The following is a 24,010-nucleotide window of genomic DNA, read 5'->3' as shown; positions in this document are numbered from 1 at the left end:
AACCCAAAAAAACGGCTTTAGACATAAAAAAACCGCCACAATAAAGGTGGCGGTTTTTTTATAATGGGCTTAACGCAGTTTACTTTTCTGGCTGCTGTACCAAAGATAATTGATACACATCGTGCCGTCGATCTTTCATGGTATGCACACTACCGTGGGTATGTAACTCTTTTAACAGATCCAAATTAACATCAACAATCAATAGCATCTCAGAATTGGGCGTTGCCTCGGCTTTAATACCGGTGGTTGGAAACGAAAAATCTGATGGTGTAAACAAGGCTGACTGCGCATATTGAATATCCATGTTATTAACACGGGCTAAATTACCCACTGCACCGGCAATCGCCACATAACATTCGTTTTCAATGGCTCGGGCCATGGCACAGTGCCGCACACGAGTGTAACCATTTTGCGTATCCGTTAAAAATGGCACAAATAGAATATTCATGCCTTGATCGGATAATAAGCGCGCGTATTCAGGGAACTCGACATCGTAACAAATCATAATGCCAATTTTGCCACAGTCGGTATCGAACACCTTGATTTTATTGCCGCCATGCATCGCCCAGTTGCGTTTTTCAGCTGGCGTGACGTGCACCTTGTCATATTGCTCCCAACTGCCGTCACGGCGGCATAAAAAGCCACTGTTGTGCAGTTTGCCATCATACATATAAGGCATGCTGCCGGTAATGATATTGATGTTGTAAGCAATGGCGAATTCAATAAACTTATCACGGATCGTTTCCGTGTATTTTGACAACTCGCGAATACTTTGCGTAACACTTAAATGGTTGTAATGCTCCATCAGCGGTGCTGCGAACAATTCAGGGAATAAGATAAAATCGCTTTTATAATCTGACACGGCATCAACAAAAAACTCCATCTGCTCAAAAAGCTGATTGATATCTTTCATATTGCGCATTTGCCATTGCACTAAACCTAAGCGTACTTCGGCTTTAGGGGCATTGATTAGCTTTACCGATTTGGTGTAATAAATATTGGCCCATTCTAATAAGGTGGCATATTCTTGCGACTCGGTATCACCACGCAGATACCCTTTAAGTAATTTGCGCACATGAAAGCCATTGGCTAACTGAAAACTTAATACCGGATCGTAGATCTGTTTGCTTTTTACCTTTTCAATATATTGCTTGGCACTCAACTTTTCTGCATGTTCATTATAGTTTGGCATGCGACCGCCGGCCATAATGGCGCGCAAATTGAGGTTTTCGCAAAGCTCTTTGCGTACATCATATAAACGACGTGCTAAACGTAAACCGCGGTAATCGGGGTGAATAAACACTTCGATACCGTATAAAATATCACCATGTGGGTCATGATTATTAAACGAAAAACCGGTAACAATTTGCTCGTAAGTATGTTCGTCGCTGAATTTGCTGTAATCAATAATCAGAGAAAAGGCACAGCCAACAACTTTACCGTCCACACAGGCACAAATTTGCCCCTCGGGAAACTTGGCTAACAAGGTATCAATCACCTCTTCGCTCCAACTGAGCAATGGGCCTGATTTATACACCTGCTCAGAAGCATGGCGTAACTCAGTCATGTCTTCTTTGGTTAAATGGCGAATTTCTATATGGCTAGCTTCCATGAAGTCTCCTGCTTTCAATACACTATCTTTAACTTAGCTTAACACTATCACAAATAACCGACTACTACCGTATCACTCAGACCGTGTTTAATTGATTATTTAGGCTCAAAATGGCAGGTAGGTTTATGATCAACCCAAATTGGCAGAAGACTGGGCGCATCAATACCTTGGCAGTAGGTATCTATTCGCCCAGCTGAATTTACACTTGATAACGTGCCAGCAATTGCTTGGCTTCGTTGGCGGCCTGTTGCAATGCGTTAGCCGCATTTTGCGTTTCTTGAGCATAGGTTGAATTTTGTTCCGCGCCTTGCTTAATTTTCTCAACATTTCGACTGACATCTTCAGCAACGACACTTTGCTGCTCGGCGGCGCTGGCAATGTCGGCATTGATGGCATTAATACGTTTTGAGGCTTCTAACACCTGTTGTAATGCATTAACAGCTTGCTGTGCCGACTGGGTGTTATTTTCAGACATCTGTTGCTGCGCGGCTGAAAAACTCGACACATCATTCACATTACCTTGCAAGCGCACAATCATGGTTTGAATTTCATCGGTTGAAGATTGTGTTTTACCGGCTAAGTTTCGTACTTCTGAGGCGACCACCGCAAAACCACGACCTTGCTCACCCGCTCTAGCCGCTTCAATAGCGGCATTCAGCGCCAGCAAATTGGTTTGTTCGGCAATCGATTTAATCACATTCAATACCGTGGCAATATCTTCACTGGCCGAGTTTAACTCTTTTACCACTTTTGAAGACGCCGAGGCTTTTTCCTGTTGCTGCTCGATACTTTTCAATAATTGTTGTGTTTGCAGATTGGCTTTATCGGTTAACTCAAATACGGAACCCGCCACATGCTCTGCATCCACCGTACTTTGCGCCACTGTTTGTGCGGTTACTGCCATTTCATGAATTGACGCCGCAGCATGATCAGTTTGTTGCCTTTGTGAAGCACTCGCTGCTGTTGAGCGGTCTGCCAAACTGCTCAGATCGTTAGCAGAGTGCTGCAATGCTTCGCTGGTATGAGCAAATTTAGCAATAGTCTGGCGAACATGTTCCAGTAGCTGATTAAACTCTTGCGCCATAGTGCCAATTTCATCTTTTGTGGTAATGGATAGACGCTGTGTTAAATCGCCGCCGCCTTGGGTAATTTGCGTTAATCGGCTAATGGTTTGTGTTAAAGGTGCCGCAATCAAGCGATTCACCAACACTGCTATCAACACGATAATCAGCAAACCAATAAAAATCACAGCAAAACCAATTTTAAATGATTCAGCTCTGACCAGCGCAGCGACATCATCATGATTAATTGCCACAATGACTCGATATTGCCATGCAGGGTAATCATTATTAATGACGGTCCAATCACTGTCTGAGCCGGCTAAGATACTTTCAATTGCAGCAGTGGTTTGGTTATCTGAATGCATCCGCACACGGTTTTTGTCATCGACCACGGCCACAAAGCCTTTTGATAACAATTTGCTGTCTTTAATACTGGCTTCAAGTTCAGTTAAGTCGGCTTTGTAACCAACATAAGCAATTCCCACGACTTGCTGTGCCGAGTTGAATAACGGGGTATAGCCGGTGAGATAAGGCGTGCCTAAAATATCAACTTGCCCAAAAAAGGCCTTGCCTTGTTTTATTAATTCAATCACGGTACCGCTCGGATTTAACTGTGTACCAATGGCTCGCTGCCCATTCACCAGCACATTGGTGGCCACCCGTACAAAATTATCACCATCTCGGCTAAAAAGTGTGGCCGTGCCACCGGCGATATCGGTTAGCTCATCAACGAGTTTAAAGTTATTGGCTTGTGGTACATCGTTAATCAGTAAATCAGGCACCATCACCTCTTTAACTTGTACCGGTTGACTTAAAGCCACAGGCCCCGCATGTTCAATCCGTTGCAACAACAATTTCATGGTACTGGCGACACGGTCTTGCATCAGATTATCGGTTACAGAAAGAAGTTTAACCACGCTGGAATTGAGCTGCTGCGCGCTTTGTGTCACTTGCTGCTTTATTGCTGTGTTGGTGCGAACATAGGTCAATCCGACCGCGATCAGCATTAAGCACACGATTAATACGCTCACCGATAATACAAACTTTCGTTGAATAGACATATATTTATAGCCTCAAAAGTAATCGTGACGTGGGTACTGCGGATAACAACGCAGAACGTTGTCTAATATTATGTCGGCACACTACCTGATTTTATGACTTTGCGATATCGGTAGAGGCACTTAAACCCTAATACTTTTATCAATCAAAACTCACGCTGTTGGCAACAAGGCACACTGACTTAATGTTGACGAGTGTATCTGCCTATCTATAAGGTTTAGCAGATGATTGACCCAAAATACATTTAACGACAAAACAAACGCAGTAAAAGCCGGAAACATCAAGACGATACCAAGGTATTCCCCTGAAAATCGGTTAAACCAGCTGATATGACCAAAACCATACCAAGCCATTAGCAATGGCGTTCGTCTTAGAACACTGCATCGATAAGCTGGAGTATTACTTCGCTTTTCTAAAGATAAAAACCGTTACAAAACCACTCAAAATGTCATACCAATTAAAATTAATTGGTTGACAAGAAAGCCACTGGCGCCTACCTTATGCCTCACCCTGTGATGTTTTGCTGTTTAACCCTTTGGTAAGTTTGCCAATAACCTACTTTAGCAACACAACCCATGATGTTTTAGCAGCGGTTAGCTACAACAGACATAAACCTGAAACCACAGCGGGCACGCGCCCAATCAATCAAGCTGACATGATTAACATGTATAAGTTAATGGTGTAACGGCTAAACGCTTTATAAAACGCTGTACCCTACATACAGCGAGAGGCCCTTCTTATGAAGGGCCTCTTATATTTTGCAGACATAAAAAATGCAGCGATGATCGCTGCATTTTTTTTATTAAGCTTATTGATGTTGACGACTTGGCTATTGTGCGTTTAACCCCATTCAGCAGACGAAACGCGCCGTGGCACAGAGCAATAAGGGCTAAACCACTTTATGTTTAACCAAATTCGAAATGGAATATAAACCGCGTTTCTCGTTATTCTTACGGCGTATTTCTTCTAAAGCGCTGGCTTCCGTGGCATCAAACAAGGTATTGATCAAACGGTTAAAGTGATTATGCATGGCCACCCGCGCTTTTGACGGATCTTTCGCCTTAAGCGCATTATAAATGGCCGTGTGCTCCTGCAACGTTAAATGGCTATCCTTACTACAGACGCTAGCATAATCATCAATGATGGCGGCGGTAGATTCACGCAAAGACCATAACTTATTGACCAATAAAATCATCGCGCCATTTCGAGTCGCGCCAGCAATAATACTGTGAAATAAGCGATCGGCCTCTTCCGTTTCACCACGATCTTTCATCATAACAAGCGTATCATGTAAACGGGCCAGCTCTTCATCAGTAATGCTCACCGCCGCTAATGCCGCGACCTCGCCTTCAACCAGTGCCCGAGCTTGGGTTAATTCAAAAGCATTCACTACCGCTTCTTTATTATTTTTAACCGCACCTTCAAGTACATAAACCCCCGAGCCGGTTTTCACTTCAACCTTCTCACGCACTTCTAAAGCAATGATCGCTTCACGAATAGTCGGCCGACTGACATCAAACTTTTCTGCCAGTTCGCGCTCAGCCGGTAAACGACTACCTGGCGCAAATTCACCGCTATCAATTAACGCTTCAATTTCGTCTACGATGCCCCAAAACATTCGTCTGCTTTTCATACAGGCTCTCTCATATTTTTCTAACCAATATTCTGTGCACTAATTAACGTGCATATTAGCGACTTCAAAAGCCCTAAGCAAAAACAAAATCGTGGTTTTACCATTACGGGCCAAGCTATATTTTAAGCATAGCAGGTTATACCAAAAACTGGTAATAACATCATGCCGAAAAAAAGCTCACATTGGTAATGCAACATGATTGACAATTTTTCATCCATTGGTTAGATTCCTTTCACGCATAATAGCTAGCGATATAAATTGTGCGATACATAGCGGCATATAAAAACACCACCCGAGGGTAGACATGAAACTAAGCAAAGTAAGCACAGGGATCCGCGCTGCAAGTCGTGGCACGCACACCACACAATGGGCCCTATTATCGACCCTATTGGCAGCGCTAGCGATGCCAGCTGTGGCGCAAGAGGCTGAGACAACCGCTGCTGACACCCAAAAAGCCGCAGAAGTTGATGTAGAAGTGATACAAGTATCAGGCATGCGTGCCACCATGACCCGCTCGTTAACCTTAAAGAAAAACACTGAAGCCATTACTGATTCTATTGCCGCTGCAGATTTTGGTGATTTACCGGGTTTATCTATCTCTGATGTTATCGAAAACATCACCAGCGTGTCAGGCCACCGTGGTAAAGGTAGTGCCTCTGAAATGTCTATCCGTGGTTTAGGTCCGTTTTTAGGTTATAGCACCTTTAATGATCGCACTATTACCAGTGCCGGTTTTAGCCGTGCCGTGAACTTCAAAAAATTCCCGTCTGAATTCTCTGATAAAGTGGTGGTGTATAAATCACAACAAGCTGATTTAGTTGAAGGGGGGGTAGCCGGTACCATTAACGTTGACTCGTTACGCCCGCTGGATTACGGCAAAGATCAAGTTTCACTTGAGTTGCAAGGTATCTATAACAATCACACCGCACACACCGATGGTGAGAACGGTTTAGGTAATCAGGTTACCGCTTCTTTTGTTAAGCAGTTAAATAATGCTGTGTTAGGTAACTTTGCAATCACCGCCGGTTATCAGCGTACGGATTCTTCTAACCCTGAAGAAAGCATGTTAACCAGCTCGACCATGTATGCCTGTGCTACTCGCTTAGCTGATGGTACGCCAACTCGTACGGTAAACGATTGTAACTCGACGTCCAGCAATGCGAACGCCAGTGTTACCCGGGCCAATATTGATAATTATGACCGTTCATCTGTTTTCTTAACGCCATCAAGCTGGACGTTCCGTAATCAAGAAGAAGAAGATACGCGTGATGCCTTCGTCACCGCCTTACAATGGCAGCCAAACGATGCTTGGAATATCAACTTTGATATTGAATATTCAAACAATACCTATTTTGAAGATCGCCATGATTTCGTTATCGCCAGTGCCCGTCGTAACTTGCGTAACCATATTATCGATGACGAATTAAACCTGCTGTACCGCGAAGGTGATTCAAGAATGGAAACCCAAGGTCTTTATCGTAATGAAGACGAAACCTATAACGGTTGGGGTTTAAATATTGAGCATAACCTCACAGACGATTTAAAAATTTCTACTGATATTTCTTACTCTAAGTCTTACCGTAACCGTACAGATTATCAATCTCGGATTATTAGCAATAGCTATTGGAAATACAGCATTGATAACACGGCACATCGTTTAAGCGAAGTGCAGTTCTTAGATGCTAACTGGAATAGCCCAGGTGATGCCGGTTACAACAGCAGTACCGCTTTTGATCCCAACAATATTGCGTCTTGGAGTGCCGCTCGGAACAATAATGTCAACCCAGAAGCCCGATACCGTCGTTTAATGGAAGAACGCTTTGACCGCTTAGGCGCTATCCGCTTCGACTTAGAATACTACTTAGGTGGCGACGTTTTTTCGAGTATTCATGCCGGTGTGCGCTACTCTGAAGAAGAGCTATTCTCCGATTTAGATACCACTCGTGCCGTCAACCCCTTCACCGGTGCAGAATCAAGCGAATTTGCCACCCGTGATGCAACCTTGGTTAACGCTGTTGTAAACAACTGCTTTATCGATTGGAATAATCCAGATTGGTTAAGCAGCGAGTCTGGTAGTGGTTTTGCTGATGGTCAGTTTGCCCAGTTAAATGGCCGTTGTGGTTTTGGTATTTTATCTGGCGTAAATGCTGACGGTAGTTTTGCCGACATCGGCCCCTTCGCTGATGTGCGCAGTACGGGTGATGTTGATATTACAGAGTCAATTACTGCTGTTTATGTCATGGCTAAACTGCAAACCCAACTGTTTGGTTTACCGGTATCAGGTAACATCGGTTTACGCGCGGTGCAAACCAAAATTGATTCTAACGGCATTCGCTCGGGCTATCGCGTTTCAACCAATAACACGGGCTCGTTAACCTTAGAGCCAACGGGTACCATTGAAGAGTTTAATATCAAAAATGATACTATCGACTTCTTACCCAGTGCCAATATTACCTTTCATTACAGCGATACGTTCTTAATTCGTGCAGCCGCCTATCGTGCTATGTCCAGACCGCAATTGCTAGACATGAGCGCAGGCCGTGATATCGATGTGAATACTGAAGATACCATTACTAACCCGAACGATTTGATTCGTCAGGTTAGCGGTGGTAACCCTTATCAAACCCCTTTAATGTCAAACAGTGCTGACTTATCACTGGAATGGTACCCCTCAATGGATACCGCTTACTCCATTGCGTTCTATGTGAAACAGTTTGAAGCAAACTTCCGTGACGTGGTTGTTGCTGAAACCTTAACTATTGATGGCCAGCCGATTGATGTGCAGTTATCAACCAGCACCTATACCGATGACGCCAGCTACTTACGCGGTGTAGAGCTGAGTGCGCAGCACAACTTCGTTAATTTACCTGCCCCGTTTGATGGTTTGGGTGTCAAGCTATCTTATAACTACGCAAACTCGTCTTTCGAAAATCAAGATGGCACTTTCGGGGATGTGTTTGACTTAGACGGTAATTTAACGCAAGCCGGCTTTGTTGAGCCCGCTAACGTGTTTGGTTTATCCGAAGACGTGTTCTCGGGCTCGGTATACTGGGAAGGTAAGAAGTTCTCCATGCGCGTGCTGTACAAGTACCGCTCACAATACTTCCAGCCAAACAGTGGCGCCGCCTCTAACCGTTATGTTGAGCCGTTCAACTATGTTGATTTTAGTGCGAAATACAAAATGACTAAGGCGACTTCTATTTCGTTCCAAGCGTTGAACATTACTGACGAAGCTCAATACATGACACGTGGCGCCAGCAATACGCCTACGTTAGTGTCAAGTTCAGGTCCTAAGTACTTCTTAAGCCTGAAAACCGTGTTCTAATTGCATGGTGTTGCAGCACCCATCGCCTTTTGATGGGTGCTTTTTTTCTCTTGTTTCAAACCAAGTGGTTACCATGAAAAATACAACACGACTATGCTCTGCCGCCGTCATTATCAGCTTATGCTGCCTGTTCTCTGTAGATGCCGCAGATCCTTTAGTTACGGATAACGCCGCGTTCTCCAAAACGCTGCGCGCCGCTAAGCCTAGCGATACCATGATGAATGGCGTGCCAAACGGGTCAGTGAAGCGCTATCAGCAAGTTGTGAAGGCACAGAACAGTCAAAACAGCGTTATTAATGTCGATAATATTTAGGTAGCGGCCGGTAGCGATGCTTAATGCACTGCCATAGCAATGGATAGCCGCATACAAGGCAATTTATTTTTTCAACAAAACAACAAACACCGTTCAGCCCTTTGATGCTATCAGTGGTATCAACGTCAGTTTTAACGTCACTCATTCTATGACGCTAGGTGAACGATTAAAAGGCATTAAAGCGCCAGCCATCAGTTTAAGCCGTGCCAATACTGGCCTGCTTTACGCTACTGATGCGGCTTTAGCAAAGTTTGGCGTATCAGCGGGGTTAGTTCCGGTTAGCAAGGAAGCGACAGGCCCCGCTTGATACGACAAACCATTCGCCGTCACGCCACAACCGCGTGTTAGCTCTGTAGAGGCATAATAAATGAATACCCAAACACTGACTTCTCCCGTAACGGCTTGGCGCCGTATCAGCCAACTGACCGCTGCGTTACTGGCTGTAGCCACCTTATGTTGGCACAGCCTAGTCTTGGCGCAGCCGCATCCTAACCTGGTGCTCACTGCAGCCGATATTATTGAAATGCGCACAGCCATTCAAACGCCAAGTTTATTTACCGACACCTTTAACAAAACAAAAGCCCGCATTGATAAGCAATTAACCTTCAGCATGGAAGTACCGGTTCCCAAAGATGCCGGCGGCGGTTATACCCACGAACGCCACAAGAAAAATGCTCAGTTAATGTATGACGCTGCCATTGTGTTTCAATTAACCGAGCAAAACCGTTATGCACACTACGTTCGAGATATGTTACTCAAGTATGCCGCACTTTACCCAACGTTACCGCGACACCCCATGCGCAAAAGTAGTAACGAAGGCAAATTATTTTGGCAAGGTTTAAACGAAGCGGTTTGGTTGGTGTATACCATTCAAGCCTATGATTTAGTTTACAATGTCTTATCAGCTGAAGAACGCCACACCATTGAACAAGGCATTATTCGCCCAGTCGCCCGTTTCTTATCGATTGAATCACCGCAAACCTTTAATAAAGTGCATAACCATGGCACTTGGGCTACTGCAGCCGTCGGCATGACCGGTTATGTCCTGTCTGAGCCGGAATTCGTTGAAACCGCCTTATTAGATTTGAGCAAATCTGGCAAAGGGGGTTTTTTACGCCAGCTGCAAGCGTTGTTTTCACCGCAGGGTTATTACAATGAAGGCCCTTATTACCAGCGTTATGCGCTGCTGCCATTTGTCACCTTTGCGAAAGCAATTCAAGTCAACCAACCTGAGCGCGATATCTTTGGTTACCGCGACGGTGTGTTGTTAAAAGCCATCGATACCACTATTCAATTAAGCTACAACGGCCTATTCTTCCCCCTAAACGATGCCATCAAAAACAAAGGTATTGATACCATTGAATTAGTTACAGGTGTAGCCATGGCTTACGGTTTAAATGGCGACACCAGTTTGCTGGATATTGCGCAACGCCAAAACACCCTTTTATTGACTGGCGATGGCTTAAAAGTGGCACGTGATCTGGCCGCAAACAAAGCCACCCCTTACCGTTTTAATAGCATCGCCTATGGCGACGGCAAGGATGGTAACGAAGGGGCTTTAGTGGTTATGCGCAGCGCTACCCCAAAACCGGCTGCCGTGGTGTTTAAAGCTACTGCGCAAGGTTTAGGCCATGGACACTTTGATAAACTCAACTGGCAATTCTACGATGCAGGGGCTGAAATTGTTACCGACTATGGTGCGGTGCGTTTTCTTAATGTTGAAGCCAAAGACGGTGGTGGTTACCTTAATGAAAACAAGACCTGGGCTAAGCAAACGGTTGCGCACAATACCTTAGTGGTGAACGAGCAAAGCCACTTCGCAGGTAATACGAAAACCGGTAATCAGCACCATCCAGAATTACACTTTTTTGCGACGAACCCGCAAGGCAGTATCGCTTCTGCAAGTATGGATACCGCTTATAAGGATACGCAATTTACCCGCACCATGGCGTTAATCACCCTACCTGATAGTGATCTGCCATTAGTGGTCGACATCTTAAAAGCGACAGCTAAAACCGCTAAGCAGTTTGATTTACCGCTGCATTACCACGGTCAATTAATTGAAACTAACTTTAAACGTGATACCGCCTTACAGCAAATGCAAGCACTGGGTAAAGCCAATGGTTATGAACACCTGTGGTTAACCGCTACTGGCAAGCCAGATGCGGCACTGGCTAAAATTACATGGTTGAATGACAACGGGCGTTTCTACACTTTAAACACCGCTAATCGCGCTAACTTACAGGTGTTATTTACCCAACTGGGTGCCAATGATCCAAATAACAATTTACGCAACGAACGTGCCTTTATTCTGCGCAGCAACGGCAGCCGTGAGCAACGTTTCGTCAGTGTGTTAGAACCGCATGGTGAATATAACCCATCAAATGAATTTACTTTAGATGCCAACAGTAAACTGGTTGCGATGAACAGCCACAGTTTAAAAAATATGGAAATTATCGACCTGCAATTCAAAGATAACCGGCATTTCTTACTGGCCTATCGCACCGACCCAGTCAACGGCTCAACCTCTAGCCAATTCACTTTGAATGGCAAGCGCTACAGTTTCAGCGGCCGCTTTGCGTTGTTGCATGCGACAAAATAACCAGCAGTATATGATGAAACAGCCTGTTCATTGGGCAGAAGAGCTGTTACATGCCGCGCAATGCATGACATCGGTAAGATTGGTACACCCGATCATATTTTATTGAAACCGGGTAAACTGACTGACGACGAAATGGTCATTATGCGCCAACATACCTGCATTGGTGCTGATATTCTCGGCGAGTGTGATTCAAGCCTGATGGCAACCGCGTCTCAAGTGGCACGTTGGCACCATGAAAAATGGGATGGTAGCGGCTATCCCGATGGTCTAGCCGGCGCTGAGATCCCTATCGCTGCAAGGATCGTGGCGCTTGCCGACGTATTTGATGCGCTAACCAGTGAACGACCCTACAAGCAAGCATGGACAGTAGACGCGGCTTTAGCGTTTATAACCAGCCAATCAGGAAAGCATTTTGATCCTCAATTGGTGCCTTTATTTATCGCCGAGTTACCGAAGCTGTTAGCCATTAAAGCTAAATGGGCAGATTGACTAAAACATTAATGAAAAAACGGACAAGAGAGAAAATTAAAAAGTAACGTAACAATTTGTTTTAGCTACTCTTTTATCGTTAACGCTGTTTTGATGCTATTTGCATCTCACTGAAAATGCACTATAGTTTAGCTAGGTTTAGCCAAAGCTGGGCCAAACAGATGGAGCAGCTACAATGAGTTCCTTAAGCACGGGTAGTTTTCCGGTTAATACGCTATTACGCCAACAGACAGTTCGACAAGCCGAACTTGCTGAGCAGCAAGCACGTGCTTTAGAAACCCAGGCTGCAGCCAAACGGCGTGAAGCCCGACAAGCCGATGCGGCCGCAAAACGTTTAGATACTGAGGCTAACGCTGCCGAAAATGAAGCGAGCACCCTACAGCAAAATTTAAATGCGGCCGAACAACTGAGCCAAAGCAACCAGCAAAACAATGAGCGTTTTCAGCAAAGTGTCAACCGACAATTTACCCAAAACTCTTCGGCAGAGCCTGATAACAAAGCTAATGCCTTAACAATCGAGATCAATAACTTAGTAAACGGCTCCTCTGGCGAAAAAAGCGGTAGCCTGATTAATACAGTGATCTAATACGCCACACCTTGTGATCTAGCACAGCTGCGAGATTACCGGTGAGCATAGAAAAGGAACCTCATGCACAAAACCTTGGCTTTTTTTCAGTCTTCTCGCTTTGTGCTCCCCTGCTTCATTTTAGCTATTTTTGTCATTTTATTAGCGGATAATTTAACCCAACTTGGTTTTGCTCACGGCATGCTATATGCGCCGTTGATCTTACTAGCGGGTTTCACCTACCGTTATCGTTTACTGAACCTAACCGCCAGTTTAAGTATCATGGCCACATGGCTCGGTTATTTCATCGCTCCCCCAGCGCCAGATAACTTCTCAGAAGCCTATGTATTGGCCAATCGCGGATTAGCCACCTTGGTCATCGCCATCCTCTGGTGGCTAAGTTTTAAAATTATTACCCATCTTCAATTACAACAAACTCAACTGCAGCAAGAAAAACGCGCTCGCCTGGAGTTAAATTTAGCCCAAGAGGTGGCCGGATTAAGTCATTGGCACTTAAATGACTACCGAAAAATGGTGGTGTTAGATGCAGCCAGTTGCGAGTTATTAAAACTTAACAAGCTTGAGCTAACCATTGAGCAGTTTTATGCCTGTTTTGATGATGCCTCACAAACTGAATTAACAAACCGAGTTCAAGCCTGTTTATTTGAAGGAAAAATGATTAAGCTTGAAATGCAATTAGCCAGCCAAAGCCTACCGGTGAAACGGATCAAACTGATTGCTTATCCGGATCCAGATAATCGCGACATTGTGCGCGGATTATTACAAAACCTTCAGCCATTATTATCACCAGACGATGCGCTTAGTGAGCAAATTCAACAGTTTAAATATCTAGCCGACACCTTACCCGTTAAGGTATGGATCGCCGATGCGGATGGCCTGATTAACTTTATTTCACAAAGTTTTGCAGTATTTTGTGGTTGGAGCGCAGAGCGTATTGTCGCCGACTGGCTTAACATCATCCATCCTGAAGACCAAGCGGCAACCATGTCAGCTTGGCAACAGGCTTTACAGCATGAAACATCATACAAAATTGAATTTAGGTTGTTAGGTGCGGATGGACAATACAGTTGGCACCTGATGCATGCCGTACCCATTTATCAGGCTCCGGGGCAGTTAAGTTACTGGTTTGGTTCAGCCATGGATATCAGTAAACAAAAAGCGCTATGGCTACAAACTGATGAGCTTAAGCGCTCGCTTTATCAGATTTTAGAAAATGTGACCGATGGTTTATTTATGCTAGATGCCCATTTTCACTTTAGCTATATCAACCAGCAAGCTCTGGAATGGATTGCCGGTAATAGAGCCTTGTCACCGGGTAAACACATGACTGAAGTGTTCTATCAATCAGAAGTCGATTTTAGCCCGCTGATCAGCGCGATCCAACGGGCCTTTGCTGAAAAACAAAATAGTCAGCTGTGGTTTACCCTGCCCTCACACACCGAGCCGAGTTTAATCAGTATTTATCCTGCCAGCCATGGGGTTAGCGTGCTTATCCAGTTACGTTCCACCCTACCTAAAAAGGCGGGGCCGCTGTCAGTTGCACCGACTCACCACTAAGCGGGTGTTGAAAACGAATTTGGTAAGCATGTAACAGTAAACGCGGGGCTCTTTTTGCAATGGCTTTTGTGCCATATAAGGTATCCCCTAAGATGGCATGGCCAATACTGAGCAAATGCAAACGCAACTGGTGCGAGCGACCGGTCACCGGCTGTAACAAAACCCGGGAGCTGTCGATTAAAGCAGGATCAGCCAAGCGCGTGAAATGCGTCAAAGCCGGTTTACCGCTTTGTGCACAAATTTTATACAGTGGGCGATTGTCAGCATCCGCCGCTATCGGCAAGTTAATCTCGCCACTGTCTGGTAAGTCACCCGCAACCACAGCCAAATAATCTTTTTCTATGGTTCGTGCCTGAAATTGCTTACTAATGGCTGAGAGTGTCGCTTTGTTTAACGGTAAAATGACCAAGCCTGAGGTATCATAATCCAAACGATGCACCACCTGGGCAGTTGGAAAATTCTGCTGCACCCGACTAATTAAACAGTCATGATTCGCCGGATGTCGACCAGGCACAGTGAGGAGATGGCTCGGTTTATCCACCACCAGCAGCACATCATCTTGATAAATAATGCGGTAGGCGTCTTGGGTTGCCGGTAATATGGCTAACGCTTGCGGTTCAACAGACATAGTTACGCTCAAATACTAAAAAACCCAGGCATTATGCCGCAAAAAAACCTAGCCAGCAGCCATAAATCCGTTAAGCTGCGCAAAAACACTGACACAGGAACAGCATGATGATTGCTCCGCTGCGGTATAACCCTCCGCAAACTGCGCTAGATATTTTATATGCAGACAAAGATCTGTTAGTCGTCAATAAACCCAGTGGCCTGCTAACCAACCCCGGTAAAGGGCCTGAGTTAGCAGATTGTTTGCTCAGCCGAGTTTGCGCGCTCTACCCACTAGCGCAATTAGTTCATCGATTAGATCTCAGTACATCCGGTGTGGTGGCTTTTGCTTTAAGGCGCAAAGCCGAGCGAGAATTAAAACGGCAATTTGCCGAACGTTTGGTAAAAAAACGCTATCTTGCCATTGTTGCCGGGCAACTGACTGAAACGGCAGGTTGCATTACTCTGCCTTTAGCGGCCGATCCCGCTAATCCTCCCAAACAACAAGTTGATACCGCAGGCAAAGTAGCAGAAACGCATTTTAAAGTTTTAGAGCAATACGCTAACTCGGCCTTAGTAGAATTAAGGCCCGTTACCGGCCGTTCACATCAATTACGCGTTCATATGGCAGCAATAGGGCATCCGATCTTAGGCGATGCTTTTTATGCCCCTATCGAGGTGCAACAAGCTGCACCGCGCTTACTACTCCATGCCGCCACACTGACACTGCAACAACCTTACAGCCAACAAACACTCACCTTTAATGCCGATAGCGATTTCGTCACTGCCAGCGGCAAACGCCTGCGCTAAGCGCCTTCCGTCACATCCTCCCCTCAAAACGTCTCTGAGTATGGTCATACCAGACTCAGAGTAAGGTACAACCAGTACCGGAGTGCGGTCGTACCAGTGTCAGAGTGTGGTACAACCAGTACCGGAGTGCAATCTTACCAGTGTCAGAGTGTGGTACAACCAGTACCGGAGTGCAATCTTACCAGTGTCAGAGTGTGGTACAACCAGTACCGGAGTGCGGTCATACCAGTGTCAGAGTGTGGTACAACCAGTACCGGAGTGCGGTCATACCAGTGTCAGAGTGTGGTACGACCTGTACCGGAGTGCGGTCGTACCAGTGTCAGAGTGTGGTACAACCAATACCAGAGTGCGGTCGTACCAGTGTCAGAGTGTGGTACGACCTGTACCGGAGTGCGGTCGTACCAGTGTCAGAGTGTGGTCGGGCCTGAGTGAGGCCCTTATTGTGTGGAATGAGCGGTTTAGAGGTTTTCTTCGAACAGTTTGTGGATGCGACGGTATTCGTCTAACCAGCTGCTTGGTTGACGAAAGCCATGCGCTTCAACGGGGTAAATCGCTGTTTCGAAGTCGACAATTTCGTGCTCGATTAAGCGCTGCACCAAACGCACCACATCTTGAAAAAACACGTTGTCGTCAACCATGGGAGCATTGATCAGTAAGGGCTTTTTCAAACCTTCGGTGAAATAAATGGGCGAGCTGCGCTCATAGGCGATAGGATCGATTGCCGGCGTGTTTAAAATATTGGAGGTATAAGGATGGTTGTAATAAGCCCAATCACTGACTGGACGCAGCGCTGCCCCTGCTTGAAATAACTCAGGCTCTTTAAACAACGCCATAAAAGTCATGAAACCACCGTATGAACCGCCATAAGTACCCACACGCTTGCGGTCGACATTGGCGTTTTTGACTAAATAGTCCACACCATCAACTAAATCTTCAATTTCAGGTGTTCCCATCTGCCGATATATCGCAGTGCGCCAATCACGGCCGTAACCTTTTGATGCGCGGTAATCCATATCAAGTACCACATACCCTTGTTGAACCAACAAGTTATGGAACAAGAATTCACGGAAATAACCAGACCAACCTAAATCACTGTTCTGCAGATAACCGGCGCCATGGTTAAACACGACAGCACGACGGGCCTCGCCTTGCTGATAATCAGCCGGTAAATACAATTTGCTAAATACCGGATGTGAGCCATGCCTTGAAGGCACAGCCACAACCTGAGGTGCAACTAGTGGTAACTGCCGAAACGCTGCAGAAACCGTATCCGTTAACTGACGAACCGTTGTACCTGCCTTCGCCTCTGCTACAAACAGCTCAGGTGGCATCAGGTTGGTTGAGTGACGCAGCAACAACTGCTGTTCATCTGGCGATAAAGTAAACTCCGTACTGCCCAGTAAATTGGTCACCTGTTCAGTCTGGTTAGTGCCCAGCACTTGGCGATACACATTGTAGATCCCAGGATGGCTCTTGTTAGCGGTGAAATAAATGTAATGATCGTCATGCGTTAACACCGGGCCGGTCACTTCAAATGTGCCAGAAGTTAATTTTGTCGCTTTTTTCGCAGTTAATGCTTTGCTGTAAAGGTGGGCATAACCACTTTCTTCCGATAAGAAGAACAAGGTTTCACTGTTGTTTAACCAACCAAAATCATTAAAAGCGTAATTAACCCAAGCTTTATCATGCAAACGATGCTGAGGTACTAACTGCTTTTTCGCCAAATCGACAGTGGCAATCCAACGGTCTTTATTGTCAAAGGCTTTTAACATGACCGCCACTTGCTGACCGTTATTGTGCCAACGCATGGCACTTTGGCTCCAATACCAATCGGTCATTAAGCCAATATCACGGATCACTTTTTCCGATTGATACTTTTTACCCTGTGCCTTGGCATTTTCTGCTTTCACTTCTGCCAGCACATCTTCGTTATAACCTGGCAAACTGCTATAACTGAGCTCCTGCATGCTGTTTTGTTGTAAATCAACTAAAAGCAACTTTTGCGGCTCAAGAGAAAAATCATTCACACGTGCACGCACCTGCTGCGCGGCAATATCACCGTTAGCCGTAATATAATTCGGCATAATATCTTTGTCATTGCGCGCACTCGATTTACGCGTAGCAAGCATCAAAAAATCACCCTTGGGCGATAAGCTGGCATCAACAATTTGTTGCCCTTTACCCAAATAAATCGCGGCCGGAGCCATGCTATTATTTTCAGTGCGTAACTGCTGTGCGGCCTGATAACGCTCGGTTTGATTTTGTTGTTGTAGCGCAATATATCGGATCAGCTTCGCTTGCTCTTGACCCAAATAGCCTTTTGCCGGTGCAGGTGCGGTGGGGGCATCTTCTGTTTTTAAACTGGCAATTTCGCTGTGGCTACCGTTGTTAAAGTCATAAGCAAAAAAATCCCAACCTTGTTGATAGGCTAAACGACCATCTAACAAAAATTGTGGTCTGCTTTGACTGCTATTACTGCGGGTCAGTTGCTGCAACTTCCCATCAACAATGACAAACAGGTTTCCTTCAAAAATATAAGCCATTTTGCTGCGATCAGCGTTAAAAACCAACTGCTCTGCGCCCATTTGATGCCAATCAGCGAGTTTAACTTGCTCACCATTGCCTGCCCCTTGCACCGGACGACGAAACCAATCGCGCAATTCGCTTTGCTCACGTTTGCGTTGATAATACACCGTGCTGCTATCTGGAGCCCAAAAAGCGCTTTCTGGTTGACGACCCAACCAATCCGGATCCGCCATAATTTGTTCCATCGTCAATCGAATGGACGGATCAACTTGATTTTGTTGCACAACGCTGATGGTATCGGTTGCCCAAGTACGAGGCTCACCTTTTGCAGCCACAACCGAACTAAAACACAATAACGAGCTGACACTTAAAGCCAGTATGGCGCAGTGAAATTTTTTCATAGAGTTATTCTTCATTTCTGCCTAAGACCCTGCTGTTATACAAAGCTTGAAATCAGAACGCAACCGATTGCGCCTGAATGCAAAGCCAATACGCTAAAAAGCAAAAAACCGGCATCACGCCGGTTTGTGTTGCAGCTAAAAAACAAACATTAAGCAAATAACTGCTTGCCGAGTGCGCTAAGTTGCGTTTTTGCCTTACTCATGGCTTGTGCCGCACTGTCAGGCCCCATATTTAAGCCCTCGGCGTAAACAAAATGCAATTGCGTTAGCCCTAAGAAATTAAAAAAGGTTTTTAAGAAAGGTACCTGACTGTCAGCCGGACTATTTGCATATACGCCACCACGAGTCAGTGCGAAAACCACGGGCTTGTCGTTTAACAACCCGACTGGGCCTTGCTCAGTGTATTTAAAGGTTACCCCTACTCGTGCTAAACGATCTAACAGCGCTTTTAATTGGCTAGGTATCGCAAAGTTATACATGGGCACACCAAATACTAAAACATCAGCCGCTTTAATCTGAGCCACTAAATCATCAGAAATTGCCGCGAGTTGTTGTTGCTCGGCATTACGCTCTGCGGCAGCCGTCATCCAACTTCCCATCTCAGGCATTGTCAAATGCGCCAGTGGCGTCGCATTTAAATCAATTTCAGTTACCTTGTGCTGCGCTTGCGGCAACTGTGCTAAAAAGTGTTGCACTAATTCTACAGATTTACCGGCAGAGCCACTGATCGAGCTGTTTATCACTAAGATATTTTTCATCAACATTCTCCGTTTAAAAAAATTTAGCTGATGTTACATGCAACTTTTTAGAATTAAAAACGGATAATTTCGGATTTAACGTTCTATTTTTTATTTTAATTATATTTAAAACCAGTTCCTATTTCGCTGCGTATAAATTGCACGTTTCAAAAAACGCACTTAATCGCCGGGAAATAACGAATATGTTGGAATCTACCGTGCTATCAGGGCATCATGACAACTCGAGAGCTAAAACGAGGATGCCCGACCGTATGACTATTAGTGCAGAACCCAATATCCGCACTGGGCAATGGGAAGACGCTTTAACTTATGTCGCTGTAAATGCTGACAAAGCAGCTTACGCTGAGCTATTTAGCTACTTTGCGCCACGCTTAAAAGCTTTTGGTATGAAGATGTTCGGTAACGAGCAGCAAGCTTTAGAGATGGTTCAAGACACCATGCTTAATGTTTGGAAAAAAGCCAATCTGTTCGACGCAAGTCGAGGTTGCGCTTCTACTTGGATCTTTACCATTGCGCGTAACGTCCGTTTTGACATGCTGCGCAAAAAGCAAAGTCGTAAAGATGACATCAGCGCCGATGACTTATGGGCTGATGGTGATTATCCAGAGCAAGAAGGCAGCACTACTGAGCAATGGGAAACCATGCTAATGAGTGAAAAGCTGGCTCCCCATTTCGATGCTTTACCCCCAGCACAACGAATGGTAATGCAAAAAGTTTATTTAGAAGAAAAATCTCATCAAGAAGTATCCGATGAGCTAGGAATTCCGCTTGGCACAGTAAAGTCACGGATCAGGTTGGCGCTAGATCGATTGAGAGAGGCATTAGATGACACACGCAGTTAAATTTCATCCTGGAATGATGCTGATGGAACAGTATGTAGAAGGCACGCTTTCTGCTGAAGTTGCCTTGGCAGTTGCCACACATATTGACTTGTGTCCGCACTGTCAGCACCTGTGCCAAGATTTACACAACGATCAAGGCAGTCAATTAGCCAAGTTAGCCCCAGAAACAAATAACAACGCTGATGATTTCGCACAGATGCTTGAGTTCATTACGGCGCAGCAACCTAACACAGGCTCACACGCGCCGAAGCAACAAGAGTCAGTAACGGTAAACGTCAATGGGCGTGAGTTTCGTATACCGCGTGCACTAAGCCGTTTAGTGACGCAACAAAGCAAATGGTTACAGTTAGGCGGCATTGCCACTGCCAAGTTGCCTGCCGGTGAAAAAACCCATGTTTCTTTGCTGTATATTGATAAAGGTACCGAAGTGCCAAACCATAGCCATTTAGGCATGGAAATGACACTGGTATTAAGCGGTCGTATTTATGATGAAAGCGGTGAATACGGTGCGGGTGATCTATTAATTAATTCACCTGACGATACGCATACGCCGCACACTCGGGCTGACGAAGATTGTTTATGTTTGTCGGTACTGAGTGCGCCATTAAAGTTCAACAAAGGCTTAGTGCGTTTATTGAACCCGTTACAGCAGTTTTTTTACTAAACCCGTTTCAACATGTACTTCTGATGTAGCACTGTTGCGCCGGCTTTTGCCGGCGCTTTTTTAGCTTAATAAGGCTACACCACCCTGTAAATTCCACAGTTGCTGAAAGCCCAAACGCCGAAGCACTCGCGCAGCTAATAAACTTCGATTACCCGTTCGACAAATCAACAATAAGGGCTGATCTTGCTGTAATTGCTGCTGCAGCATGGCATTGCAAAGCCGTGATAAAGGGATCTGCAGCACCTCAGCCGCTACCGGTAAATAGGTTTGTACCGCTCCCGCGCTTTGCTCATAGGGCTCACGCACATCCAGCACAGTGATCTGTTGCGAGCCTAATAACTGCTCTAAATCATTGGGCTGTACTAACGCAATGGCATCTTGATGAGACACTTCAACCAAACCACACAAATGCGTGCTGGCTTGTTGCAAAATCGCACTTTGTTCATTCAATCGTTGTTGCCATTGCTCTTGCTCAGCGCCGGCTAAAATTTGTTGTAATAAAGGGGTTTCTTGTTTAGCTAAGGCGAAGGTGGTAACAAAGCGCTGGGCGTAATCATGGCTTGAAAATAATAGCGTTTGCTCAGAAACCGTTGCTTGCAAAAGTTGCAGACTCTGCTGTAAAGCCATGGCACTGCCACCGTCAAGATCGGTGCGACCAATACCTGCTGGCAGTAAAATGTCGCCAATAAAGGCAGCAGTGATGCTGTCAGCTTGTTTTAACAACACACTATAAGCTTGCGAACTATGGCCCGGGGTAGCAATGCGGCTTAATTGATAAGCACCAACTTGCAGCGTATCTTGTGCCAACGGCCAACCGGTTGCATCCTGCTCCTTTGCATCGACCAACAATTGTCGTAATAATTTTGACGCGGGGTTGGCTTGTTGATGCAAATGCGTATCCAGCACCGCAACTAATGTTAAACCCTGCCCTTGAATAATATTCACTAAACGCTCTGCTAACGGCATAACCGGATCAATAATAATGGCTTGGCGACTGTGCTCACAACTGAGTAAATAACTGCAATTAGCATCATATTTAAATTGTGATAAACCGGCCGCCACGCTCATATTCAGCGGATCCGCGTCCGTTAACACTAAACAGTGTTGGCGCACCACTGGCGCTAAACTGACAATACGCTTGCACGCTTCGTCACATTCTTCTGCTGTCATTGCGGGGCCAAAAGATAAACGAATAGCGCCTTCACTGCGCCAGCGCTCCAGCCCCATGGCATCTAAGACAAAACTACCGGTTACTTTTGAGCTACACGCAGAGCCTGAACTCACGCGAATACCCGCCGCATCAAACAGATCTAAAATATCTTTGGCAAAGAAACCTGGCACAGCAAAATTTAAGGTTGTGGCAAGAATGTGTGGCTCAGCGCTATTTAATACCAAGGCCGGGAAAACCTGACGAAGCGCAGCTAGCAGCTGTTGCCGGTAATGCCACAGCACCGCATCCGCGCAGAACACACTTGATTCAGGGTTCAGTAATTGACTAAAGATGGTACTTAAAGCGGCGATACCCGGTAAGTTTTCTGTACCCGAGCGTAATCCGCCCTCTTGACCACCACCAGCAATTAATGGCTGATAAGGCGCACCTGGGCGAACATACAAAAAACCAATGCCCTTAGGACCATACAACTTATGGCCACTGAACGGCGCATAATCGATACTGATCTTCGCAAAATCTAAAGACATTTTGCCCAGAGCCTGTACGCAGTCAACCAACCAATACGCATCCGGTTTCACTTCACGGATCAGTTTTTCTAACACCACTAAATCTTGTTTTACCCCCGTTTCGTTATTAGCCGCCATAGTGCAAACCATCGCAGCACGGGGTAATAATTGACGTAACGCATCAGTGTCAATTAGCCCACTGTTCAGTACAGGAATAGCCTGTACCGTCGCATTAATTTGTAAAAGCTTGTTCCAGTACTTTAAACTTTCCGGAACGGCTTTATGCTCGGTCGCGCCATATAATAATAAGGTTTCAGGCCCACATAAGCCGCGAGCACGCAGCGCTTGCAACGCGGATATCACCGACGTTTGAATGCCCTCTGTTGCCCCCGAAGTGAAAATAATCTCGCCTGTGGCAGCCCCCAATAATTGCCGCGCCAAACTGCGAGTATGCTCCAAGGCAACCTTAGCTTTAATACCGGTACTATGACTGCTGCTTGGATTACCAAAGTCTTGCTGCATTGTTTGCATCACGGCAGCGGCCACTGCCGGCAACACCGGTGTAGTCGCATTATTATCTAAATACACTTCGGCCAAAGTGCGACAGCGGTGGGAGGATGCTGACATCGAGGAAACTCCAAAAACGTGGCGAAAACCAACTTATAACTAAAGGTTATATGTTATATCATTTTGTTTGCTTGGCACAGCATTAAATAAAAAAGCCGCTATTGATAACAATAGCGGCTTTTTCTATACACTACAGTAGATTAAATCAAATCATTTGGGATCTGTGGGCGCATCTCTAACCAAATTTTGCCGCTTTCAATACCGTATTTACGCACGACCATGATCACGTCGTTATGCTTACCGGCCTGAGCCATCTGCTTTAACTGTTCATAATAGCTGCGGGCGAGCGCACGGGCTGCCGGTTGTGAAAAATAAAAACGGGCAATTTTGTTATACAAGCCGCGAAAGCCATTTAAGATCAACACATAAATACGGTTAGAAGAATGCAGCGCTAATTCATGGTTGAGGTTGTAATCAAACTCAGCAAAGGCTTCTGCAGTATCGTCTAAGGTTTCAGCGTTACTTAAATAATCAATCACCTGCTGCTGATGCGTCTTAATGGCGCCACGAATATAGATAGCGCTAATATTAGTCCGGGCAGAAAGCAGTTCATCTACTAAGTCTGGCATATGCTCTTCATCAAGCCGCGCCAGCGTTTCTAAAATATTTAAACCTGAGGTTTCCCAAAAGTTATTCACTTTAGTGGGTTTGCCATGTTGAATGGTTAACCAACCATCGCGCGCTAAACGTTGTAACACTTCACGCAAGGTCGTGCGGGTTACACCAATCAATTCTGATAGCTCACGCTCAGCCGGTAAAATAGAACCTGGGGCAAATTTGCCATTCCAGATTGAATCAACAATATACTCTTCAGCAAAGCCAGCAGGGCTTTGTGCTTTAATTAGGTTGGTCATGCGGATTA

General features: G+C 45.5%; 18 protein-coding genes. 10 read left to right on the top strand and 8 right to left on the bottom strand.

The genetic code is table 11. The features are described from left to right. Window positions 1-79 precede the first annotated feature (79 nt). The 3 genes from LMJ53_RS05525 to LMJ53_RS05515 form a co-directional block, all read right to left on the bottom strand. Entirely contained in the window at window positions 80-1,612 is a 1,533-nt protein-coding gene (locus LMJ53_RS05525) for a bifunctional GNAT family N-acetyltransferase/carbon-nitrogen hydrolase family protein (protein ID WP_229585170.1), read from the bottom strand. Between the two features lie 199 nt (window positions 1,613-1,811). After that, window positions 1,812-3,734, bottom strand: a complete 1,923-nt coding sequence (locus tag LMJ53_RS05520) for a methyl-accepting chemotaxis protein (RefSeq protein WP_229585169.1) — start codon at window positions 3,732-3,734, stop codon at window positions 1,812-1,814. An 887-nt stretch (window positions 3,735-4,621) separates the two neighbouring features. Further along, window positions 4,622-5,365, bottom strand: a complete 744-nt coding sequence (locus tag LMJ53_RS05515; protein WP_229585168.1) for a FadR/GntR family transcriptional regulator — start codon at window positions 5,363-5,365, stop codon at window positions 4,622-4,624. A gap of 304 nt (window positions 5,366-5,669) precedes the next feature. Between LMJ53_RS05515 and LMJ53_RS05510 the strand changes: the two genes are divergently transcribed. From LMJ53_RS05510 to LMJ53_RS05480, 7 genes are all read left to right on the top strand, one after another. After that, window positions 5,670-8,690 (top strand): TonB-dependent receptor, encoded by a 3,021-nt coding sequence (locus tag LMJ53_RS05510; RefSeq protein WP_229585167.1) that lies wholly within the window; start codon window positions 5,670-5,672, stop codon window positions 8,688-8,690. Between the two features lie 73 nt (window positions 8,691-8,763). Then, window positions 8,764-9,003 carry a hypothetical protein gene (locus tag LMJ53_RS05505; RefSeq protein WP_229585166.1) on the top strand — a complete coding sequence of 80 codons (240 nt, stop codon included), beginning with the start codon at window positions 8,764-8,766 and terminating at the stop codon, window positions 9,001-9,003. A gap of 148 nt (window positions 9,004-9,151) precedes the next feature. Next, a complete protein-coding gene (locus tag LMJ53_RS05500) occupies window positions 9,152-9,310 on the top strand; it encodes a hypothetical protein (RefSeq protein WP_229585165.1) in 159 nt (52 codons plus the stop codon). Between the two features lie 60 nt (window positions 9,311-9,370). After that, window positions 9,371-11,605 carry an alginate lyase family protein gene (locus tag LMJ53_RS05495; protein WP_229585164.1) on the top strand — a complete coding sequence of 745 codons (2,235 nt, stop codon included), beginning with the start codon at window positions 9,371-9,373 and terminating at the stop codon, window positions 11,603-11,605. Window positions 11,606-11,665: 60 nt separating this feature from the next. Continuing rightward, window positions 11,666-12,094 (top strand): HD-GYP domain-containing protein, encoded by a 429-nt coding sequence (locus LMJ53_RS05490; RefSeq protein WP_324295589.1) that lies wholly within the window; start codon window positions 11,666-11,668, stop codon window positions 12,092-12,094. A 175-nt stretch (window positions 12,095-12,269) separates the two neighbouring features. Beyond that, window positions 12,270-12,680, top strand: a complete 411-nt coding sequence (locus LMJ53_RS05485; protein WP_229585163.1) for a hypothetical protein — start codon at window positions 12,270-12,272, stop codon at window positions 12,678-12,680. Between the two features lie 63 nt (window positions 12,681-12,743). After that, window positions 12,744-14,237, top strand: a complete 1,494-nt coding sequence (locus tag LMJ53_RS05480) for a PAS domain-containing protein (protein ID WP_229585162.1) — start codon at window positions 12,744-12,746, stop codon at window positions 14,235-14,237. Here LMJ53_RS05480 and LMJ53_RS05475 read toward each other — a convergent pair. After that, window positions 14,194-14,865 carry an RluA family pseudouridine synthase gene (locus LMJ53_RS05475; RefSeq protein WP_229585161.1) on the bottom strand — a complete coding sequence of 224 codons (672 nt, stop codon included), beginning with the start codon at window positions 14,863-14,865 and terminating at the stop codon, window positions 14,194-14,196. The genes LMJ53_RS05480 and LMJ53_RS05475 overlap by 44 nt on opposite strands. A 104-nt stretch (window positions 14,866-14,969) precedes the next feature. On the opposite strand from LMJ53_RS05475, the gene LMJ53_RS05470 reads away from it, so the two are divergent. Continuing rightward, window positions 14,970-15,653, top strand: coding sequence for an RluA family pseudouridine synthase (locus tag LMJ53_RS05470; protein WP_420778845.1), 684 nt, complete (start codon window positions 14,970-14,972; stop codon window positions 15,651-15,653). A 458-nt stretch (window positions 15,654-16,111) separates the two neighbouring features. Here the strand turns inward: LMJ53_RS05470 and LMJ53_RS05465 are convergent, their stop codons facing one another. Continuing rightward, a complete protein-coding gene (locus LMJ53_RS05465) occupies window positions 16,112-18,580 on the bottom strand; it encodes a S9 family peptidase (protein WP_229585160.1) in 2,469 nt (822 codons plus the stop codon). 149 nt (window positions 18,581-18,729) lie between these two features. Beyond that, window positions 18,730-19,338, bottom strand: a complete 609-nt coding sequence (locus tag LMJ53_RS05460) for an FMN-dependent NADH-azoreductase (RefSeq protein ID WP_229585159.1) — start codon at window positions 19,336-19,338, stop codon at window positions 18,730-18,732. A 251-nt stretch (window positions 19,339-19,589) separates the two neighbouring features. Between LMJ53_RS05460 and LMJ53_RS05455 the strand changes: the two genes are divergently transcribed. After that, window positions 19,590-20,180 carry a sigma-70 family RNA polymerase sigma factor gene (locus LMJ53_RS05455; RefSeq protein ID WP_229585158.1) on the top strand — a complete coding sequence of 197 codons (591 nt, stop codon included), beginning with the start codon at window positions 19,590-19,592 and terminating at the stop codon, window positions 20,178-20,180. Then, the gene (locus tag LMJ53_RS05450) at window positions 20,164-20,844 is read left to right on the top strand and encodes a ChrR family anti-sigma-E factor (protein ID WP_229585157.1); all 681 of its coding nucleotides are present in this window, start codon (window positions 20,164-20,166) and stop codon (window positions 20,842-20,844) included. Before LMJ53_RS05455 ends, LMJ53_RS05450 begins: the two co-directional genes overlap by 17 nt. Before the next feature lie 60 nt (window positions 20,845-20,904). Here the strand turns inward: LMJ53_RS05450 and LMJ53_RS05445 are convergent, their stop codons facing one another. Beyond that, window positions 20,905-23,148: an aminotransferase class V-fold PLP-dependent enzyme gene (locus tag LMJ53_RS05445; protein WP_229585156.1), complete on the bottom strand. Its 2,244-nt coding sequence runs from the start codon at window positions 23,146-23,148 to the stop codon at window positions 20,905-20,907. A 140-nt stretch (window positions 23,149-23,288) separates the two neighbouring features. Continuing rightward, window positions 23,289-24,002, bottom strand: a complete 714-nt coding sequence (gene fadR / locus LMJ53_RS05440; protein WP_229585155.1) for a fatty acid metabolism transcriptional regulator FadR — start codon at window positions 24,000-24,002, stop codon at window positions 23,289-23,291. Window positions 24,003-24,010 lie beyond the last annotated feature (8 nt).

The organism is Rheinheimera sp. UJ51 (assembly GCF_020819615.1).
Lineage (GTDB): Bacteria > Pseudomonadota > Gammaproteobacteria > Enterobacterales > Alteromonadaceae > Alishewanella > Alishewanella maricola.
Note: the sequence above shows the minus strand (reverse complement) of the source record. Positions and strands in the feature narration are given on the sequence as shown.

Excerpts from the sequence above, each read along its gene's own strand:
- LMJ53_RS05445 (WP_229585156.1), bottom strand. The coding sequence starts at position 23,148 with ATGTCAGCATCCTCCCACCGCTGTCGCACTTTGGCCGAAGTGTATTTA.
- LMJ53_RS05460 (WP_229585159.1), bottom strand. The coding sequence starts at position 19,338 with ATGAAAAATATCTTAGTGATAAACAGCTCGATCAGTGGCTCTGCCGGT.
- LMJ53_RS05505 (WP_229585166.1), top strand. The coding sequence starts at position 8,764 with ATGAAAAATACAACACGACTATGCTCTGCCGCCGTCATTATCAGCTTA.
- LMJ53_RS05470 (WP_420778845.1), top strand. The coding sequence starts at position 14,970 with ATGATGATTGCTCCGCTGCGGTATAACCCTCCGCAAACTGCGCTAGAT.
- LMJ53_RS05495 (WP_229585164.1), top strand. The coding sequence starts at position 9,371 with ATGAATACCCAAACACTGACTTCTCCCGTAACGGCTTGGCGCCGTATC.
- LMJ53_RS05525 (WP_229585170.1), bottom strand. The coding sequence starts at position 1,612 with ATGGAAGCTAGCCATATAGAAATTCGCCATTTAACCAAAGAAGACATG.
- LMJ53_RS05480 (WP_229585162.1), top strand. The coding sequence starts at position 12,744 with ATGCACAAAACCTTGGCTTTTTTTCAGTCTTCTCGCTTTGTGCTCCCC.
- LMJ53_RS05485 (WP_229585163.1), top strand. The coding sequence starts at position 12,270 with ATGAGTTCCTTAAGCACGGGTAGTTTTCCGGTTAATACGCTATTACGC.
- LMJ53_RS05490 (WP_324295589.1), top strand. The coding sequence starts at position 11,666 with ATGCATGACATCGGTAAGATTGGTACACCCGATCATATTTTATTGAAA.
- LMJ53_RS05475 (WP_229585161.1), bottom strand. The coding sequence starts at position 14,865 with ATGTCTGTTGAACCGCAAGCGTTAGCCATATTACCGGCAACCCAAGAC.
- LMJ53_RS05450 (WP_229585157.1), top strand. The coding sequence starts at position 20,164 with ATGACACACGCAGTTAAATTTCATCCTGGAATGATGCTGATGGAACAG.
- LMJ53_RS05520 (WP_229585169.1), bottom strand. The coding sequence starts at position 3,734 with ATGTCTATTCAACGAAAGTTTGTATTATCGGTGAGCGTATTAATCGTG.
- LMJ53_RS05500 (WP_229585165.1), top strand. The coding sequence starts at position 9,152 with ATGACGCTAGGTGAACGATTAAAAGGCATTAAAGCGCCAGCCATCAGT.
- fadR (WP_229585155.1), bottom strand. The coding sequence starts at position 24,002 with ATGACCAACCTAATTAAAGCACAAAGCCCTGCTGGCTTTGCTGAAGAG.
- LMJ53_RS05455 (WP_229585158.1), top strand. The coding sequence starts at position 19,590 with ATGACTATTAGTGCAGAACCCAATATCCGCACTGGGCAATGGGAAGAC.
- LMJ53_RS05515 (WP_229585168.1), bottom strand. The coding sequence starts at position 5,365 with ATGAAAAGCAGACGAATGTTTTGGGGCATCGTAGACGAAATTGAAGCG.
- LMJ53_RS05510 (WP_229585167.1), top strand. The coding sequence starts at position 5,670 with ATGAAACTAAGCAAAGTAAGCACAGGGATCCGCGCTGCAAGTCGTGGC.
- LMJ53_RS05465 (WP_229585160.1), bottom strand. The coding sequence starts at position 18,580 with ATGAAAAAATTTCACTGCGCCATACTGGCTTTAAGTGTCAGCTCGTTA.